Origin of the sequence: Bifidobacterium sp. (assembly GCF_022640935.1) — a bacterium.
Classification (GTDB): Bacteria; Actinomycetota; Actinomycetes; order Actinomycetales; family Bifidobacteriaceae; genus Bifidobacterium.
Genome location: NZ_JALCCV010000024.1, coordinates 18,203 through 33,914, shown reverse-complemented (window position 1 = coordinate 33,914; position 15,712 = coordinate 18,203). Strand labels below are relative to the sequence as shown.

General features: G+C 59.8%; 15 protein-coding genes. 9 read left to right on the top strand and 6 right to left on the bottom strand.

All coding sequences use genetic code 11. The features are described from left to right. Nucleotides 1-182: 182 nt before the first annotated feature. Nucleotides 183-974 carry a pyrroline-5-carboxylate reductase gene (gene proC / locus LKG04_RS06720; protein ID WP_291760306.1) on the bottom strand — a complete coding sequence of 264 codons (792 nt, stop codon included), beginning with the start codon at nucleotides 972-974 and terminating at the stop codon, nucleotides 183-185. A 121-nt stretch (nucleotides 975-1,095) separates the two neighbouring features. Continuing rightward, nucleotides 1,096-2,481, bottom strand: a complete 1,386-nt coding sequence (locus tag LKG04_RS06715; RefSeq protein WP_291760304.1) for an alpha/beta fold hydrolase — start codon at nucleotides 2,479-2,481, stop codon at nucleotides 1,096-1,098. Between the two features lie 190 nt (nucleotides 2,482-2,671). Here LKG04_RS06715 and LKG04_RS06710 point away from each other — a divergent pair, with 190 nt between their 5' ends. After that, nucleotides 2,672-5,416, top strand: coding sequence for a sensor histidine kinase (locus LKG04_RS06710; RefSeq protein ID WP_291763495.1), 2,745 nt, complete (start codon nucleotides 2,672-2,674; stop codon nucleotides 5,414-5,416). 57 nt (nucleotides 5,417-5,473) lie between these two features. Here LKG04_RS06710 and LKG04_RS06705 read toward each other — a convergent pair whose 3' ends face one another. Beyond that, on the bottom strand, nucleotides 5,474-6,301 hold the full coding sequence (locus tag LKG04_RS06705; protein ID WP_291762176.1) for a hypothetical protein: 828 nt from the start codon (nucleotides 6,299-6,301) through the stop codon (nucleotides 5,474-5,476). A 50-nt stretch (nucleotides 6,302-6,351) separates the two neighbouring features. Here LKG04_RS06705 and rpmB point away from each other — a divergent pair, with 50 nt between their 5' ends. The 6 genes from rpmB (at nucleotide 6,352) to rpmF (ending at nucleotide 8,158) form a co-directional block, all read left to right on the top strand. Next, a complete protein-coding gene (gene rpmB, locus LKG04_RS06700) occupies nucleotides 6,352-6,603 on the top strand; it encodes a 50S ribosomal protein L28 (protein WP_291762173.1) in 252 nt (83 codons plus the stop codon). 166 nt (nucleotides 6,604-6,769) lie between these two features. After that, entirely contained in the window at nucleotides 6,770-6,940 is a 171-nt protein-coding gene (gene rpmG / locus LKG04_RS06695) for a 50S ribosomal protein L33 (protein ID WP_291762171.1), read from the top strand. Nucleotides 6,941-7,080: 140 nt separating this feature from the next. After that, nucleotides 7,081-7,386: a 30S ribosomal protein S14 gene (gene rpsN, locus LKG04_RS06690; protein ID WP_291762169.1), complete on the top strand. Its 306-nt coding sequence runs from the start codon at nucleotides 7,081-7,083 to the stop codon at nucleotides 7,384-7,386. Between the two features lie 134 nt (nucleotides 7,387-7,520). After that, entirely contained in the window at nucleotides 7,521-7,805 is a 285-nt protein-coding gene (locus tag LKG04_RS06685) for a type B 50S ribosomal protein L31 (protein ID WP_291762167.1), read from the top strand. A gap of 54 nt (nucleotides 7,806-7,859) precedes the next feature. Further along, nucleotides 7,860-7,982, top strand: a complete 123-nt coding sequence (gene ykgO / locus LKG04_RS06680; protein ID WP_291762165.1) for a type B 50S ribosomal protein L36 — start codon at nucleotides 7,860-7,862, stop codon at nucleotides 7,980-7,982. Continuing rightward, nucleotides 7,982-8,158, top strand: a complete 177-nt coding sequence (rpmF, locus tag LKG04_RS06675) for a 50S ribosomal protein L32 (RefSeq protein WP_291762163.1) — start codon at nucleotides 7,982-7,984, stop codon at nucleotides 8,156-8,158. The genes ykgO and rpmF overlap by 1 nt, the downstream gene beginning before the upstream one ends. 274 nt (nucleotides 8,159-8,432) lie before the next feature. On the opposite strand, the gene LKG04_RS06670 is transcribed toward rpmF, so the two are convergent. Beyond that, nucleotides 8,433-8,639, bottom strand: coding sequence for a hypothetical protein (locus tag LKG04_RS06670; protein WP_363301010.1), 207 nt, complete (start codon nucleotides 8,637-8,639; stop codon nucleotides 8,433-8,435). A gap of 416 nt (nucleotides 8,640-9,055) precedes the next feature. Between LKG04_RS06670 and LKG04_RS06665 the strand changes: the two genes are divergently transcribed. Continuing rightward, nucleotides 9,056-9,502: a GNAT family N-acetyltransferase gene (locus LKG04_RS06665; protein WP_291762158.1), complete on the top strand. Its 447-nt coding sequence runs from the start codon at nucleotides 9,056-9,058 to the stop codon at nucleotides 9,500-9,502. 539 nt (nucleotides 9,503-10,041) lie between these two features. Here LKG04_RS06665 and LKG04_RS06660 read toward each other — a convergent pair. Beyond that, entirely contained in the window at nucleotides 10,042-11,367 is a 1,326-nt protein-coding gene (locus LKG04_RS06660; protein WP_434734891.1) for an MFS transporter, read from the bottom strand. 380 nt (nucleotides 11,368-11,747) lie between these two features. Between LKG04_RS06660 and LKG04_RS06655 the strand changes: the two genes are divergently transcribed. Continuing rightward, nucleotides 11,748-12,653 carry a response regulator gene (locus LKG04_RS06655; RefSeq protein WP_291762156.1) on the top strand — a complete coding sequence of 302 codons (906 nt, stop codon included), beginning with the start codon at nucleotides 11,748-11,750 and terminating at the stop codon, nucleotides 12,651-12,653. Between the two features lie 285 nt (nucleotides 12,654-12,938). On the opposite strand, the gene LKG04_RS06650 is transcribed toward LKG04_RS06655, so the two are convergent. Then, nucleotides 12,939-15,617: an ABC transporter permease gene (locus LKG04_RS06650; RefSeq protein WP_291762154.1), complete on the bottom strand. Its 2,679-nt coding sequence runs from the start codon at nucleotides 15,615-15,617 to the stop codon at nucleotides 12,939-12,941. Nucleotides 15,618-15,712 lie beyond the last annotated feature (95 nt).

The window sequence follows — 15,712 nt, the reverse complement described above, 5'->3', positions numbered from 1 at the left end:
TACGTTTTGCGGTTCGCGAGACCGTTGAAATTCCGCCGTTGCCCGCATACAGCAAGGGCGCATATTGCCGCAGGCAGAGGTTGTCGGCGGGCAAACTGCTTAATAAATGGCACAGAGCCTGGTGCAGAGAGCAATTTGGAATCCACTACCCGGAATTTGCGGTTGCGTACGAGTCTGAAGTTTTACGCCTCTATGGCATTAATGGCTTCGATGACTGTGCCTCGGAAACCGTCCTTCTCCAGCTGCACGACGCCGCGGATGGTCGAGCCGCCGGGCGAACAGACAGCGTCCTTCATAGCGCCAGGATGGGTTCCGGTGGCCAGGTAAAGTGCGCCGACGCCTTCGGCCATTGCAGCGGCAAGGCGGTAAGCGCTCTCACGCTGCAGGCCGTGCTGTACGCCGGCGTCGCCAAGCGCCTCGATGTACATGGCGGTGAAGGCCGGTCCGCAGCCGGCGATGTCGGTGGCGATGGCCAGATGCTCGCTGTCGACACGCTCGATCTGCGCGATCGGAGAAAATACCGCTTCGAAGGTCTGCCGGTCCTCGTCGCTGAGCGTATTCGCCTCCTCGGTGACCATGATGCCCTTGCCTACGGCGATGGGCGTGTTGGGAATCGCGCACTGCACATGCGCTCCCTTGCCCAGCAGTTCACGGTACTGTCCAAGCTCCCAGCCTCCGGCTATGGACACGATAAACGGCTTGCCGCCTTTGAACTGCCCCGCTACCGGGCCGAGCACACTTTCGATCTGATAAGGCTTGACCGCGACGACCACGATGTCGGCGGCCTCGACGACTTCAGCAGCAGTGCGTTTGGCCTGCGCGCCGATGGCCGCCGTATTGCGTTCAAGCTTGTCGAAATGCCCGGCGCAAGCCACGATCCGTTCCCCCGGCACCACGTCGCCACCGACCAGCCCTTGGGCGATCGCCTGGGCCATATTGCCATATCCGATGAATCCGATGACAGGCTTGTCCATGCGTATTCCTTTCATCCGCATCAGCGTGCGGATCTGTCGTGTCACTGCATATTGTCGTTCTCGACGACGATGGTCGTTCTGCCCGCAGCTATATCGATCATGCGGATGATGCCCATGTTAATCACTGGAATAACCTAGCCATGTCTCCGCGGTCAAGCGCCTCGCCGTAGAGCTTGCGGAATACCGCGTCACCATGCAGACCGTCGTGCTCGAACTCATTGGTGACCCAATAATGCGAACGCCCGACATGCGACAGGGTATCAAGCTGCAGGCCCGAGTCGACATACATATCGTCATAGTAGACCACCGACTGCAACGGCACCTCGTTGCGCGCCAGCTGCCCCATATCGTAGATCGTGCCGAAATGCGTATCCGCCATGAGCACATCCATCACGGAGCGGAAAGGCCGCAGTGCGCGTTCCTGCTCGAACATCCATGGAAACATCGCTTCGCCGGTGAACAGCAGCGGCCGTTGCCGGGTGCTGAATTCGGAGTGCTCGTCGCGCACCTGCTGCGCGGCCCAATTGATCGGCTGTTCCAGCTCGCCGTCGGCATAGATGAACTCCTGCAGCGGCCAATACAGCGGGCTTGAAGCCGTGGCCGATCCCACGGCCGCCAGGAATTCCTCAGACAGCGGGGACTGGCCGCCCGGCTCGCCGTCGCCATCGAGGAAGGCGCTGTCGAAGATCCAATGGACTCGCTCGAAGCTTGGCTTCATGCCGAAGCCGCCGCCCAAAGCCTGCAAGCGCTCGATGCTCAGCGGGTCGCCATTGGGCAGCTTGGGGAGTGGCGGCTGCGCTGCCGCATCTGCGTGTCCAAGCCGGTCGGCTACAGCCGCGACCCGATCGCGATCCTGGGGGTAACGTTCGTAATATTGCCGCGTTTTGGCTGCCATGCGCGGGAACGTATGCTCGTAAACCTCGCGCGCGTCGGCCGGCACATGCGGTATGCCGCCGCAGGTGAAGCTGGCCGCAAGCCCTTGCGGGAACAGGGACAGATAGGTCAGGGTCAGGAATCCGCCGTAGCTCTGGCCGAGCGTTACCCAAGGCGCGGCGCCGAATTCGGTGCGCCGCAGATGCTCGAAATCACGCACGATCGAATCGGCGAGGAAACGTTTGAGATATGCCGCTTGATCCTCCGGCCGCTCGAACCTGGCCATGACCTGACCGTCGATGCGCGAGGATCGCCCAGTGCCGCGCTGATCGGGCAGAATAACGCGGAAATGCTTGATCGCTTCGGCTATCCAGCCATCGCTCGACGGACCGAGCGGCCTCGGCCCCGCTCCGCCTGGACCTCCTTGCAGATAGACCAGCAGCGGCAAATCAGTGTCATGCGCATGTTCGGGCGCGCTGAGCACACGGTAGAACAGTGCGAGAGAGTCCGCCATCTCCCCCGCCGCCACATGGGCAGAGGCCCCAGGCGTTGTGCCCGACCAATCGAGCGGCACCGCGATCGAATGCTCCTCGACGTGCATTCCCGGAACATAATACTCATGCAGCAGTGTCATAGCCGTACTCTCCCATCGTTACCGTCGTTCCATAGGCCTTCGCATCTCGCTCAGGCCACGGCTCATGAGCCTACCCGCAGCCTGCTGCAATCGCGCGAGCCGCGCGGTCTCCAATTACCGAGCCGCACCGACCGCAGCATCATCCGCCAGCACGATGGCTTCGGGGTTTCAAGCGCGCTAGCCTTGAACCATGAACTCAGCTGCACGATTCGGCGCATGGTGCCGGCGGTACATCCGCCCATCCGACATCGTGCTCGCGTTGGGTTGCCTGTTCACCATCGCCATCAGCGGGTCGCTGTCCGACACGGCGGGTCTCCTGGCTTCTTACGGGCAGACCGTTCAGACGCTGTGGGGACTTGCGCTCATGGTTCCGGTGCTGTTCCGCCGATGGCGCCCACAGGCCGCCGCACTCGCTTTCGCCGCGATCTGCGCCGTGCAGCTCGTAGCTGGCCCCGCAGTGGTGCTCAGTGATGCGCTGGCGATGGTCATGCTTTATTCGGCGATCGTTTACGGCAAGCCGGAAAATACACGACGTTTCATTGTATTGGCTCTCATCATGGGCGCCTTGGCGGCGCTGATGATGGCATTGTCGACCATCGGTCCGCTGCATAGCGCCTCCACGCGTTCCTGCCTGGCCAACGGCACACTGACCTGCCTGCGGTCTTTTGGGCAGACCGCGGCCGTAGTGGGCGCGGGAATCGGCATATGCCTCGGTTCAATCATCGTCATCGCATACTGGACCCGAGCGCGGCTGACCACCATCGTTCTGCTGCGCGAGCGCAATGCCTCCATCGAGGCGCGCGAAGGTGAGGAACGGCATATCGCCGCACTCGCCGAGCGCGCCCGCATCGCGCGCGACATGCACGACGTGGTGGCGCACACTCTGTCGATCATCATCGTGCAATCCGACGCCGGGCGCTACGCCGGAATACGAAATCCAGCAGTGGCCCGCGTCACGATGGAGACGATTCGCCATGAATCCGAGCGCGCGCTGCACGACATGCGCCGGGTGCTCGGCATGCTGGGAGGTTCGTCGCATGCCGATTACGCTGATATCGGATCATTGCTTGATCAGGCTCAGGCCGCCTCTCCCGATAGGCGTTTCACACGCCGAATCACTGGAACAGCGACTCCAGAATTGCTCGCGCCAGTGGCGAGTGGCGCGCTGTACCACATCGTGCAGGAGTCGTTGACGAATGTGCGAAAATATGCCGGCCCGCAGGCGGACGTTCAGATCGAGGAACAGTGGTCTGAGCATGGCATCACCATATCGATATGCGACAATGGGCGCGGGGCCGGGGCTTCTTTGGACGGCCATCAGCCCGGCTATGGCTTGATCGGGATGCGCGAACGTGTCGAATCGGCGCAAGGCACGCTGTCATGCGGACCACGGATCGGCGGCGGATTCGAGGTGCGGGCGTTTCTGCCATGTGCAAGAGAATCAAAACGGACAGGCGCAAATGCAACTGCGCATTTGCCGGTGCGCGGTGCTGAGCGGTCGATCGATACCGAATGGCTGAAGGATACCCGAAACCTGCGGATCCAGCCGTTGCGGCACGACCAGACGCTCGACCGGTTGGATTCCCCGCACGGCACCGCCGCAACCCTTGCAGTATCTGCTGCGGCTGCGTCTGGCCAAAATCAGGCGACATCGCATGACAGCGATCTGGCGACGTTGCATATCGGGCGGAATACACCTCAATTCCCAATGGATAAGACCCGCCTCAATTCGGATCGATCCCATAGTTCAATTCATCTGGATCCAACTGGCCCAGACGATTTCCCCGCTGGCTCCCGTCCGCTGCCGGCGTCGAGATCGCGAGATGCCGGCGACGCCAATGCCACTGCCACTAATGAACACGGCAGCACCAGCGTTCCCATCCCTATCGTGCTCAGAACGCGCCTGGTCGACGTCATGCAACTGTTGCATTCCAAGCCCTTACGACAGGCCGGCCCACAACACGGCGGAGAGTTCAACTGGGTCGAGCGACTGTCGCAATGGACGGAACGCCACTATCTCATGGTCGATGCCATAAGCACGCTGCTGATCATCGTCATCGTCTTTGTTTCGATATTCTCCGATGCCGCAGGCTACGATGATCCGAAGCTTACCGCGGCATTGGCGCTTCTGCTGCTCCTGCCGCTGGCGCTGCGCCGGCAGACACCCGAATTCAGCGCCGCATGCGTCGCGACGCTCTGCGCATTGATGCTTCTGTTCATTCCTTCTGCGACCGTTATGGACGTTTTTGCCCTGCTCTCTCTGTATTCGGTCACGTTGTATGGCACAGAGCGCGCCCGGCGTTGGGTCTGGGCGGCAGTTGGCATCAATTCCGCGCTTGTCGGGGTGAAGATCACAATCGGCTATCACGGATACGAATCGATCATCAACGCCCTGCTCAACATTCGCGGAAAGGGGCAATACGAGAGTTCCGGCCTTAGAGACCTGTTCATCGGTGCCGGATTCAGCATGATCGTAGCTATCCTGTGCGTCGCCACTATCGCGCTTGCCCGTTGGGCGCGTTCCAGCGGCGCGAACGCGCTGGTGCTCCAAACGCGCGAAGAGGCATTGCGGGCGGAACGCGAGCAGCAGAAGGTACTCGCCGCAAATCTTGAGCGCGACCGCATCAGCGCATCCATTCAATCCGAGGTCACGCATACCTTGACCGGCGTGATCGATCAGGCGGTCGCAGGACTGCACATGCTCGACGACTATGAGTCGCGCAGCCAAGAGCCTTCGCCCGAGGAGCTGTCCTCGGCATTCACAGACATCGGGACCCGCGGCCGCTCCGCGCTGGCCGACATGCGAGAATTGCTCGGCGTGCTGCGTGAAACCGGCTTCAGCGATGCCGCGCAGCCAAGCGCGGCCCGAAGCATGCAGCTCAAGCCCCCGAAGAATATTGACGAGCAATGCGCAAATACCGTGCCCGCAGACTAGCTCATCATACTCAGGGCACTCATCGGGAAGACAGTTATTTTCAAAACACGGTCATTCTCAAGAAACAGCGAGCTCTTGTATTGGCGCAGCCAAGTCACGCAATGTGATCTCATGGGCGTCTTCGTACACTGTGGTCTGGCTGTCGGCGATCGCACGGATGATATCTCGGCAGCGGCAGTCGCCTGCGGCGTCGACGTGACGCGCCAGACAACCGGCACCGACCACGGGAAGCTCGAGCACATGCATGGCCTCGCGGATAAGACGCGAAACTACGGCACCGGTGGATCGCGCATCGAAGACTCCGTCTTCCTCGCTGGCGCCGGACAGGCACAGCGGCTCGTCGTCGAAGAAGCGCTCCTCGAATTCGTCGAGGCCTACCGCGTTGGCAATGGTCGCGATGCGCATACCCGCGCCCCACTCGTTGAGGCTGAACAAATCATCGAGGTACTGCGCGACTGGCGTGCCCTCGACGCCTATCGGCAGCGAGATGAGCACAATTCCGGAGCGCCCCTGCAAGCGTTCAAGCGTTCTAGCCGCATCATGTTTGACGGTGCAAGTTAGGCAGCAGTCGCTCATGGGGCATGCGTGCGAGTCCGAGCTGCGCAGCCCGGACTCAATCGGCATGCTTACGCCGCGCAATACTGTCGTTCCGGGGTTCGGCTGCTCGGGATCGATGGTCTCGTCTGGATCGATCGACCCGTCGCCGACACGTACGTCGTATGTAATGCCGATCACGCCCTCGCAAGTGTCCATCAGCGAAAATGCCACGGAATCCAACGACAGCCGATCCGCTCCGGTGAGCAGCACGACATCGAGCTGCGCCGCGCGCTTTGCGTCTGCTGCGCATTGCGCTGCGTCCCTGTGCGATACCAAAAAATCAGACATGACATCCTTTCAACTTGTGATAACGATTCTCATTTGATATATTGACAGATATGACCAAACAATGTCAAATTCTGGGCACGCATGTCTCAACCGGCAACAACGTATCCCACTCGCACCGCAAAACCCGTCGCACCTTCAAGCCGAACCTGCAACGCAAACGCTACTGGGTGCCTTCGCTGCGGCGCCACGTCACGCTGACCGTCAGCGCACAAGGCATCAAGACCATCAGCCGCATCGGCATCGAGGCGGCGCTTGTTCGGGCGCATGCCAGGGGATACCTCGATTCCAAGAGCATTCGCTGACCGGCGAGACTGCATAGACGAGCCATTTGGCGTTCGCTTGCCGGCAATTGACAGGATCTCGGCGGCGTCCACGCCTTAGTATCAAAACTTCGCAAACCGATAGCACAGCGCAACTTCGCAGCTGCGCAGCTGCGCAAAGACACCTTCAGAAAAGAAAGGACAAGCCATGGCCAACAAGGCTTCGGTGCTCCGACCCGTCATCACCCTGCGCTCGACCGCAGGAACCGGCTCGACCTACACCACCACGAAAAACCGGCGGAACACGCCGGACCGCCTCGAACTGCTCAAGTTCGACCCCATTGTGCGCAGGCGCGTGATCTTCCGCGAAACCCGCTGAGGCAGCTCATGCCGAACATCTGAGAACAAACGCATGCAGAGATATAGCGTCCCGCCAACGGGCAACGAATCTCGGTGCCGTTAGGCACCAACCACTAGGCACTATCCATCAACCAGCATCAGAAAACGAGAAACATCAGCATGGCCAAAACCAGCAAGATCTATCGGGAGCGGCAACGTGAACAAGTTGTCGCCCAATACGCCGGGCGCCGCGCCCAATACAAACGCGACAGCGTCAACCCGCATCTGAGCGCCGAAGAGCGCGAGGAGGCCATGCGCAAGCTGCAGGCGCTGCCTCGCAACGCCAGCCCGGTGCGGCTGCGCAACCGCGACAGCATCGACGGGCGTCCGCGCGCATTCAACCGCAAATTCGGACTTTCACGCATCAGCCTGCGCGAGAAGGCCCACCGCGGCGAGCTGCCAGGGGTCACCAAGTCCAGCTGGTGATCCGTGCGCATTGTGCCGACGCTCATCGTCGTGCCACCGCCCGCCTCAAATCGTACGACCTTAGCCGGCGGGTGCCGCCGTGCACCCACGAATCAAGAATCGTCAGAACCACTATCGACAAACCAAGGAATCATATGAAATCCGGCATCCATCCAGCATACGGCTACGTCGTCTTCCACGACCGCTCTGCGGACCGCTCCTTCCTCACCAAATCGACGCTCGTGGCCAAGGCCGCACAGCTGCCGACCATCGAATGGGAAGACGGCAACACCTATCCACTGGTGAACGTGGAAGTCTCCTCGTACAGCCATCCCTTCTACACCGGCAAGAACGTCGTGCTCGACACCGCAGGCCAGGTGCAGAAGTTCAGAGCCCGCTACGGCAGGCGCGACAAGGCGCAGAGGCAGAAGCAAGGCTGACCTGCACGCTGCTCCCCATCGGTTTAATGATCATCGATCCGAAAGGATAACCTCATGAAAGTCAAAGCCTCGATTCGCTCCATGGCGCACAAGGATGGCTCGTCCATCGTGCGCCGCAGAGGCCACCTGTACGTCATCAATAAGAAAAATCCACGTTGGAAGGCGAGGCAAGGCTGATGGCACTGCCAAAGTACAAAACATCACGGGCCAACACCCATGCACGCCGCTCGCAATGGAAGGCCGAGGCCCCGCAGTTCGTCACCGTGCGCACGCCCGGAGGCGAAGCCATGCAGGTGCCGCAGCCGCTCGCGGCCGCCGTGCGCAAAGGCTACGTGAAACCGGAAGATCTATAAGGCCTCTGAGTCACGGCGGCGGAAATGTCGGCTCTTTCTTGTTCATGCCGACAGTTCCACTGTGACAAACAAGGTGCTATCGGGGCTAAAATTCCACTAATGATTGTGGGCCTGACGATTTATTGAATCGTCAGGCCCACAATCATGTGCGATCGACTCGCACCTTCATCGCTACAGGGTGGAGGGCTCTGTCTGCTCCCCCTAAAAAAGATGCCTGGCGCTATCGCGACGCGCATACATCACTGCTGCCGCAACATCAGTCCACGAAGGCTCGTCAACGCGGCAGAGCATCAGGTATGCCGACCACTACTCTGCGGTATTCCTGCGCAAACGGGCGAATAAGAGCGTGCACGCAGTGTGAATACCGTGAATGCGGATACTCGGCCAAGGAGGCAGCCGCAGCCTTGAAGGCATCCGCAAGACGATTGGCGGCCTTCGGACCACCGAGAGCGGCCGCGATATAGCGAACGGCATCGCTCATATCAGCGAGAGCCAAGGAAAGCCCGGCGACGTCATATATTTGAGGCTCCGGCGATGGCGTCCTTGCACAGCGTCAATGTATCCTTGATACCGAACCGGCGCCTGACCGCCCTAGCCTGGTGCTCCGCCTCGAGCAGCTGTGAATACGCCTGACTGCCGCGCTGCACCTCCCGTAGGCTTCCATGCTCAGCACCGTCATGTCGCCAAGGCGGTTTTTGGTCAGGAACGCCGGTTCGCCCATATCATGAACCGTTTTCGAAATATCGGCGAAATTATTGCGCAGATCCGAAACCGGCCTGATCCTTTCCTGATGCTCGGTCATATCGGCCAATTTCATTAGGAGATTAGCATGATTATGCTAAAAGAAATCTATGCATATCATTGAGAGGATAAAGCCAGTACGACACCTAGGGAACCATGCTTCATCTCGAACTCATTGACGCGCATAATTTTTATGAAATCCTCAAACTGAAACGGCCCGCAAACGAAGAGTATGTCGCGGACAACAGCGTATCGCTCGCCGAGGCGTGGCTGTATCGGGACGACCACACCGTCGAACCCCGTGCGATATACCATGACGACACTCTGGTGGGCTTCGTGATGACGCATGCAGATTACGCGCGCAGGATCCTTGACATTTGGCGCATACTGATTCCTGATGCGTTCGTCAACAAAGGATATGGAACGCAAACGCTTCGCCTCGTCATCGATGAGGCGAAGTCAAGCGGCCGGTTCGATGCCCTCGAACTCTGCTATGTGCCCGGCAATGCCATGGCTGAGCACGTCTATGCCAAGACGGGCTTCGTGGCGACCGGCGCTGTCGAGGACGGCGAAATAGTCATGGGATACCGGTTGCGCCCCTAATCCCCTGCTGCCATATGCAATGCCATATACGTTAGCTTAGCGCCGTCCGATTTTTATTAAGCAGATTCGGGCCTGCCGGAGGCGAATCTGCAGTTCCACAGGTTTTCGAATACTCATGAAAAGGCGGTATATCAACGTTTGCAATATTGCTGAACATCGGCGATACTTGGCGAAGTGCTTAATAGACGAAAAAGTGCTTAATACGTGTAAAACGCAGCACAATGTCAGAACGTCTGACCGATATGGCCCGTTTCAAATCATCTATTCAGCAGATTTTTCGTCTATTAAGCAGGTGTGAAAGTAGACAGCCGAAACACGCCGACTCACAATGGCGGAGTTCCGCCAATTCGTAATAATTGTTCTCCAATCGCCATGGTGTCCTCGTTGTGATTCAGGCGAAATCTGCTTAATAGATGCGACCAGCACGAACAATGGCGGTTGAAAGACCGCTGCCGAGCGTCCAGCTCTTTCCCAATGACGTTTTACGCGCATAGCCGCAAATGCAGGTACACTCGCATACTTTTTGCCGAATTGTTTGTCTACTGCTTGGTCAGGTCTTTTTGCAGGGCGAGCAGCACGAGAGCGACAACCAGCAAGGCGGCGATGGAGAGGACGCCCATCGAGGCGTTGCCGGTGAGCGAAGTGGCGGTGGCAACGAGGAAAGTGCCGATGATCGAGGCGGTCTTGCCAAAGATGTCGTAGAAGCCGAAGTATTCGTTCGCGTGATCTTTGGGGATGATCTTGCTGTAATACGAGCGCGACAGGGCCTGGATGCCGCCCTGGAACATGCCGACGCAGATGGCGAGCACCCAGAAATCGACGGCCGTGCGCATGAAGAACGCGGCGAAGAACACGATGAGCAGATAGGCGATCGTGCCAACCATGATCATCGTTTTCGTACCGAAACGCCCGGCGAGCCGTCCATACCATATCGAGCAAGGGAAGGCGACGAACTGGGTGACCAGCAGCGCGGTCACCAGCTGCGTCGAATCGATGCCGAGCTGCGTGCCGTAGGAGGTGCTCATCGAGATCACGGTGTTGACAGCGTCAATATAGAAGAAGAACGCGAGCATGAACATCCACAGCGGCTTGTTCCTCAGGATTCTGCCGAAGGTGCGGGCGAGCTCGAAGAAGGTGCTTCGCGCCGCCGAGCCGATGCGATCGACGGTCGTACGGTAATGGGTCTGCTTGTAGCCGGTCAGGAGCGGAATGGTAAATGCCACCCACCAAATCGCCGTGATGATGAACGAAGCCCTGGTGCAGTCCGCCGTGTTCCATCCCAAAGCCTGAGGACCTGCGAAAATCAGCGCGACGCACAGGATAAACGGCACCGTCGAACCGACGTAGCCCCAGCCATATCCGTGCGCTGAGACTTTGTCCATCCGCTCGTTGGACGTCGTGTCGATGAGCATCGAATCATAGAAGGTCAGCGAACCGTTCAAACCGATGGCAGACAGCATGTACAGGATCAGGAACGGCAGCCATGACAGCGGCATGGCCAGCGCGCAGCAAGCTACGGCTCCGGTGCCGAAGAAGCCGATAAAGAAGCGGATCTTCATCCCTTGTATGTCGGCGATCGAACCGAGCACCGGCATGAGCAGCGCAATGACAATCGAGACGATGGTCTGCGCATAACCCCATGTCGACACGATGTTGGTCCTCCCTGCAGCGCGGAGGAGCGAATTCGCGTAGATCGGCACCACCGCGGTGGAGAGCAGCACGAAAGCCGAATTGCCGACATCATAGACGATCCAGCGCTTCTCGACCCCTGTCAATTTCGTTGATGATCCGCCTAGCGCGTTCGAATCGGCTGGTTTCGGCGATTCAACCCCGCAATCTCGTCCGTTAGAAGCCTCATCAGGCATTCCGTCAGCGAGTTGCGCTGGGTGATCGAATTCATGACGGGCCTCGCCGTCTGCGTGCTCGATCATCGAACCTCCTCTTGGGGACCGCTCCGGAACGGCTCGCCGCTCGCCGCGTTCCGCTGACCGTTTGCCCTTTGGCGCTCGCCGCCTGCCGAACACGCTATGGCAAATCAATCACCAGCAACTCCGACGTCATGGATTTTTCATCGTATCGTCTTCATCGTAGGGTTCCGCGCGGCGCGATTCGCACCGGCACGATGAACATCGCGTGAACACTATGGTGACTGAGGCACCGGGCGCCGTGCAGGGCGGCGATGCAGGGCAATGAATTTCGAGAGTCACGACCATGCAAGAGCCACCCGGTTCGCTAGAGTGAAGACATGAATGAAATGCGGCGGATACGGGTGATCATCGCGGACGACCAGGAGCTGGTGCGCGCAGGGTTCTCGATGGTGATCGGTTCGCAGGCCGATATGCAGGTGGTGGCGCAAGCCGGCGATGGCGCGCAGGCCGTGGCCATGGCTGAAATGCTGCATCCGGATGTGGTGCTGATGGATGTGCGCATGCCCGGCATGGACGGCATCGAGGCGACCCGGCGCATCAGTGCGACGAATACGCTGCCGCCGCAGGCGATTGCGCGTGCGGGATACCAAGGAAATGAGTCCGTCTCAGCCCGCGAAAACGCTGCAGACGCCTCGTCCGGCAATGGCTGTGCCTCGCAGGAGGAGCAGGCGACGGCGCAGCTGGCACCACAAACGACACGTGTCATCATCCTGACAACTTTCGACCTTGACGAATACGTGATGGCCGCTATCAATGCCGGCGCATCCGGTTTCCTACTCAAGGACACCGAGCCGGAGACGCTGCTCAATTCGATTCGAACCGTGTTCCAGGGCAACGCCATCATCGCGCCGACCGCGACCAAACGGCTCATCGAGAAGATGCTGGACGGGGAGATTGCCGGGGCGGATCCGAATGCGGGGAACCGACAAAACGAGCCGGGCGGGCAGCAGAATGGTCAGCCGGTGTACGGCGCGCATCCAGCTGAAGCCGCTTCGACACCAGCCCGCTACACCGACCCGGAGCTCAACGAACTGACCGAACGCGAGCGCGAAGTGCTGATAGAGATTGCCCACGGCCTGTCGAATCAGGAGATCGCCGATAAGCTCTTCATCAGCTTGCCGACAGTCAAAACGCATGTGGCGCATATTCTGGCGAAGATCAACGCACGCGACCGTGTTCAGGCCGTCGTCTTCGCGTATGAAAACGGGCTGATCGAGGCGTAGGTGATCTTCGATTCGCTTTTTTGGATTTAGCAGGAGAAGCATGAGTCAAACGTACATTGGCATGTCGGCTTTCGAGCACCTGAATGGCTGGTTTTCAGCGTTTTTAATGGCCAAAACCTCACCCGAAACATTCATTCCGACTCATACTTTTTGTACGTGATCGAAAAGCATGAGCCGGCCACGCGAAAGCACGGAAACGCAAAGCTTGGGCCCTTCATGGTCCCAAGCTTTGGCTACGGCAAACCGCCATTATTGACTTGGCCACCTGACGTGGCGCTGGCGGTCTTATGCCTCGGCAAGCGCCTTCACCGGAGCCGTTCTGAGCGCGCGCCTCGCCGGGAAGACGCTGGCGAGCAACGCGGCGATGGCTGTTATCAGCAGCACGACCCCATTCGTCTGCCACTCGAATGGCAGGGCGATCGTGCCGTAGAGGCTGAAGACCGTGTAGGATCCCAGCCAGCCGAACAGCGTGCCGAGCACGATGCCGGACAGCCCGCTGACCAGAGCGATGAGCAGCGCCTCGACTGATAGCGAGCGGCGCAGCTGGCCTCGCGTCATGCCGATGGCGCGCAGGGTCGCCGATTCGCGCGTGCGTTCGATGACGGACAGGCTCAGCGTGTTGGCCACGCCAATCAGGGCGATTAGCACGGCAACCGCAAGCAGCCCAACCAAGAGTTTGAGCATAGTGTCGATCACGTTCTCCCATTGCAGCCGCTCGGCGACTGGCCCGCTCAGTCTCACGCCCATATCCTCAGCCAGCGCGCTCTGCACATTCTGGAAAGTATCCGCAAGATTCGTGGCGTGCGGATCGACGCTGGCCAGCAGTATATGTCCTTGCTCCTTAAGCGTGTGAGAGGCGAACAGATCGGCGCTCACAAACGCCGTGACCTCATAGTCGCCGGAAACACGACGGAAGTCACGTTGCCCGACGCCGAACTTCACCTGGGGTTCCTTGACGTTTTCCGAAGATGCGTCGCCCGAAGTGCCCTGCGCCTTGTTCTCGGATTCACCCTCATCACCTTGGAACACCGTCGTGCCGTTGAATGTCAGCTCTTTGCCGCTCATGGCCGAGTATCTGGGCAGCAGCGCCTGGCTGCCAGCGATCTGCGCTCCAGCGATATCCGTGTGCATCACTTTCTTCAACTGGTCGGAACCGGTGACGCCAACCAGCAGCACCGAATAATGCCGGCCCTTCGCATCCGTGACCGTGCCGGTTGCCGCGGGAGCGTAAATCATATGCGTCACTCCGGACACCTGTGCCGCCTTGTCAGCGGATTTCCGGCTCAGCTGCGTCCCGGTTGCCACCAGGTCGACGCTGTAGCGCGTGTCGAGCGCGTCGCTCATCGTCTGCTTGCCGCTTGCGGCGCCGGTCGCAATAGTCGAAACGAGCGTCACGCCGATCAACAGCGCGAGCCCGGTGGCCGCCACACGCCGAGGGTTCTTTTGCACATTCGCATTGGCGATCGTGGCCGAAGGACCCGTCTTGGCGACTAGCGCGCCGACGCCTTTCATCAGCATAGGCAGCCAAGAGGAGGCGGCGAGAGCAAGGCCCAGGAAGACGAACACGCATGCGACGATCGCCATGAGCAGAATCGTCGAGTATCCGCTGCCCTCAGAGCTCTGGGTATTGGCAGCGCCCAGCAAATCCCGCATCCTGATGATGGAGACCACGGCCATCGCGGCGCCGATCACAGTGAGCAGCGTGCCGATGATCGTACGCATGCGGTGGCTGGATGCGGCGCCTTCGCTGAGTTCGACCGGACGCAGCGCCTCCAGCGGGGTGACATTCGTAGCGGCGCGCGCCGATCCAAGTGCTGCCATCACCGTCATGACGATGCCGAAGGCGAGCGGCACGATAATGACCGGCGGCGTGATGACAAGCAACGCATGGGGCGCTGCACCATATATCGATTTCAGTGCGCCGGCAGCCCCTGCCAGCGTCATAATGCCCATGCCCGTCGCGATGCCGATCAGCGAAGAGGCAAGTCCGAGCAGGACGGATTCGAGGATCACCGAACGGTAGATCTGGCCTTTCTTCGCGCCGATCGTGCGCAGGAGCGCGAAGGTGCGCCGTCGCTGCGCCACAAGCACTTGGAAGGTGTTGGCGATGACGAGCGCGGCGACGAACATGGCGATGACGCCGAAGACCAGCAGGAATATGGTCACCGGAGTCATGCCGTCATCGCCGAGCGACTTCATCTGCGCATCCGATATCGCCGTGCTGGATTGGACTTCGAATCCTTTGGGGATCAGGGATCGTATCTTCGCAATGGCCGCATCGGCCTTCCCGGGCGCTATATCGAGATACACCGTGGAGGCGTTGATCGTATTGAAGCCCTTATGACCCTGCAGGGATGCGACGGCATCGTCAGCGAGGATCGCGGCTCCGTTGTACGTGGCGAACGCGCCATAGGGATCGTTCGTGAACCCGACGACACGCATGCGCGGCATCGCATCAGATCCGCCCGCTCCCGAGCCCTGCGCGTTCACGCCCACCATGTCGCCGATGCCGACGTTGAGCTGTCTCGCCATGTTCTCAGGCAACGCGATCTCGTGAACGTTGCGCGGCTGCCGGCCTTGCGGCATCGTGACCGGAAGCAATTGCATGTCGTTTGACCCGCCGATGCCCGTCGACGAGATATGCCTATCGCCGTTGCCGACTTCGATGGAGACCATCGTGCTGACTCGCATGCCGCGCACCCCGTCGACCGCCCGGATCTGCTCGGGGTGGAAGTCGGCTACTGTGCTGGAATGCGGATCGGTGCCAGCCTTATCATCCGTAACGCCAATGGCGTAGTTCGCCTTGCCGAATTGCGCCGTCAGCTGGGCGCGCAGCGAATCGTTCAGCGTATTGCCGAACAGGAACGTGCTGGCGATGAACGCCGTGCCGATGATGATGGCTATGCCTGCCGGGATGAGCATCCGCAGGCTCTTCTTCATAAGTTTCAAAGTCACTGACCACATGGGAAATCCTTCTGACGTTCTGCTGTCGTGCGTCCGTGCGCGTCTGTCTGTACCTGAGCGCGCTGTTGTTGCTGAGCGGAAATTCCGCCGCTGGG

What these genes read in the sequence shown, in the direction of transcription:
- proC (WP_291760306.1), bottom strand. Translation starts at nt 974, where the DNA reads ATGGACAAGCCTGTCATCGGATTCATCGGATATGGCAATATGGCCCAG.
- LKG04_RS06715 (WP_291760304.1), bottom strand. Translation starts at nt 2,481, where the DNA reads ATGACACTGCTGCATGAGTATTATGTTCCGGGAATGCACGTCGAGGAG.
- LKG04_RS06710 (WP_291763495.1), top strand. Translation starts at nt 2,672, where the DNA reads ATGAACTCAGCTGCACGATTCGGCGCATGGTGCCGGCGGTACATCCGC.
- LKG04_RS06705 (WP_291762176.1), bottom strand. Translation starts at nt 6,301, where the DNA reads ATGTCTGATTTTTTGGTATCGCACAGGGACGCAGCGCAATGCGCAGCA.
- rpmB (WP_291762173.1), top strand. Translation starts at nt 6,352, where the DNA reads ATGACCAAACAATGTCAAATTCTGGGCACGCATGTCTCAACCGGCAAC.
- rpmG (WP_291762171.1), top strand. Translation starts at nt 6,770, where the DNA reads ATGGCCAACAAGGCTTCGGTGCTCCGACCCGTCATCACCCTGCGCTCG.
- rpsN (WP_291762169.1), top strand. Translation starts at nt 7,081, where the DNA reads ATGGCCAAAACCAGCAAGATCTATCGGGAGCGGCAACGTGAACAAGTT.
- LKG04_RS06685 (WP_291762167.1), top strand. Translation starts at nt 7,521, where the DNA reads ATGAAATCCGGCATCCATCCAGCATACGGCTACGTCGTCTTCCACGAC.
- ykgO (WP_291762165.1), top strand. Translation starts at nt 7,860, where the DNA reads ATGAAAGTCAAAGCCTCGATTCGCTCCATGGCGCACAAGGATGGCTCG.
- rpmF (WP_291762163.1), top strand. Translation starts at nt 7,982, where the DNA reads ATGGCACTGCCAAAGTACAAAACATCACGGGCCAACACCCATGCACGC.
- LKG04_RS06670 (WP_363301010.1), bottom strand. Translation starts at nt 8,639, where the DNA reads ATGAGCGATGCCGTTCGCTATATCGCGGCCGCTCTCGGTGGTCCGAAG.
- LKG04_RS06665 (WP_291762158.1), top strand. Translation starts at nt 9,056, where the DNA reads ATGCTTCATCTCGAACTCATTGACGCGCATAATTTTTATGAAATCCTC.
- LKG04_RS06660 (WP_434734891.1), bottom strand. Translation starts at nt 11,367, where the DNA reads ATGCCTGATGAGGCTTCTAACGGACGAGATTGCGGGGTTGAATCGCCG.
- LKG04_RS06655 (WP_291762156.1), top strand. Translation starts at nt 11,748, where the DNA reads ATGAATGAAATGCGGCGGATACGGGTGATCATCGCGGACGACCAGGAG.
- LKG04_RS06650 (WP_291762154.1), bottom strand. Translation starts at nt 15,617, where the DNA reads ATGTGGTCAGTGACTTTGAAACTTATGAAGAAGAGCCTGCGGATGCTC.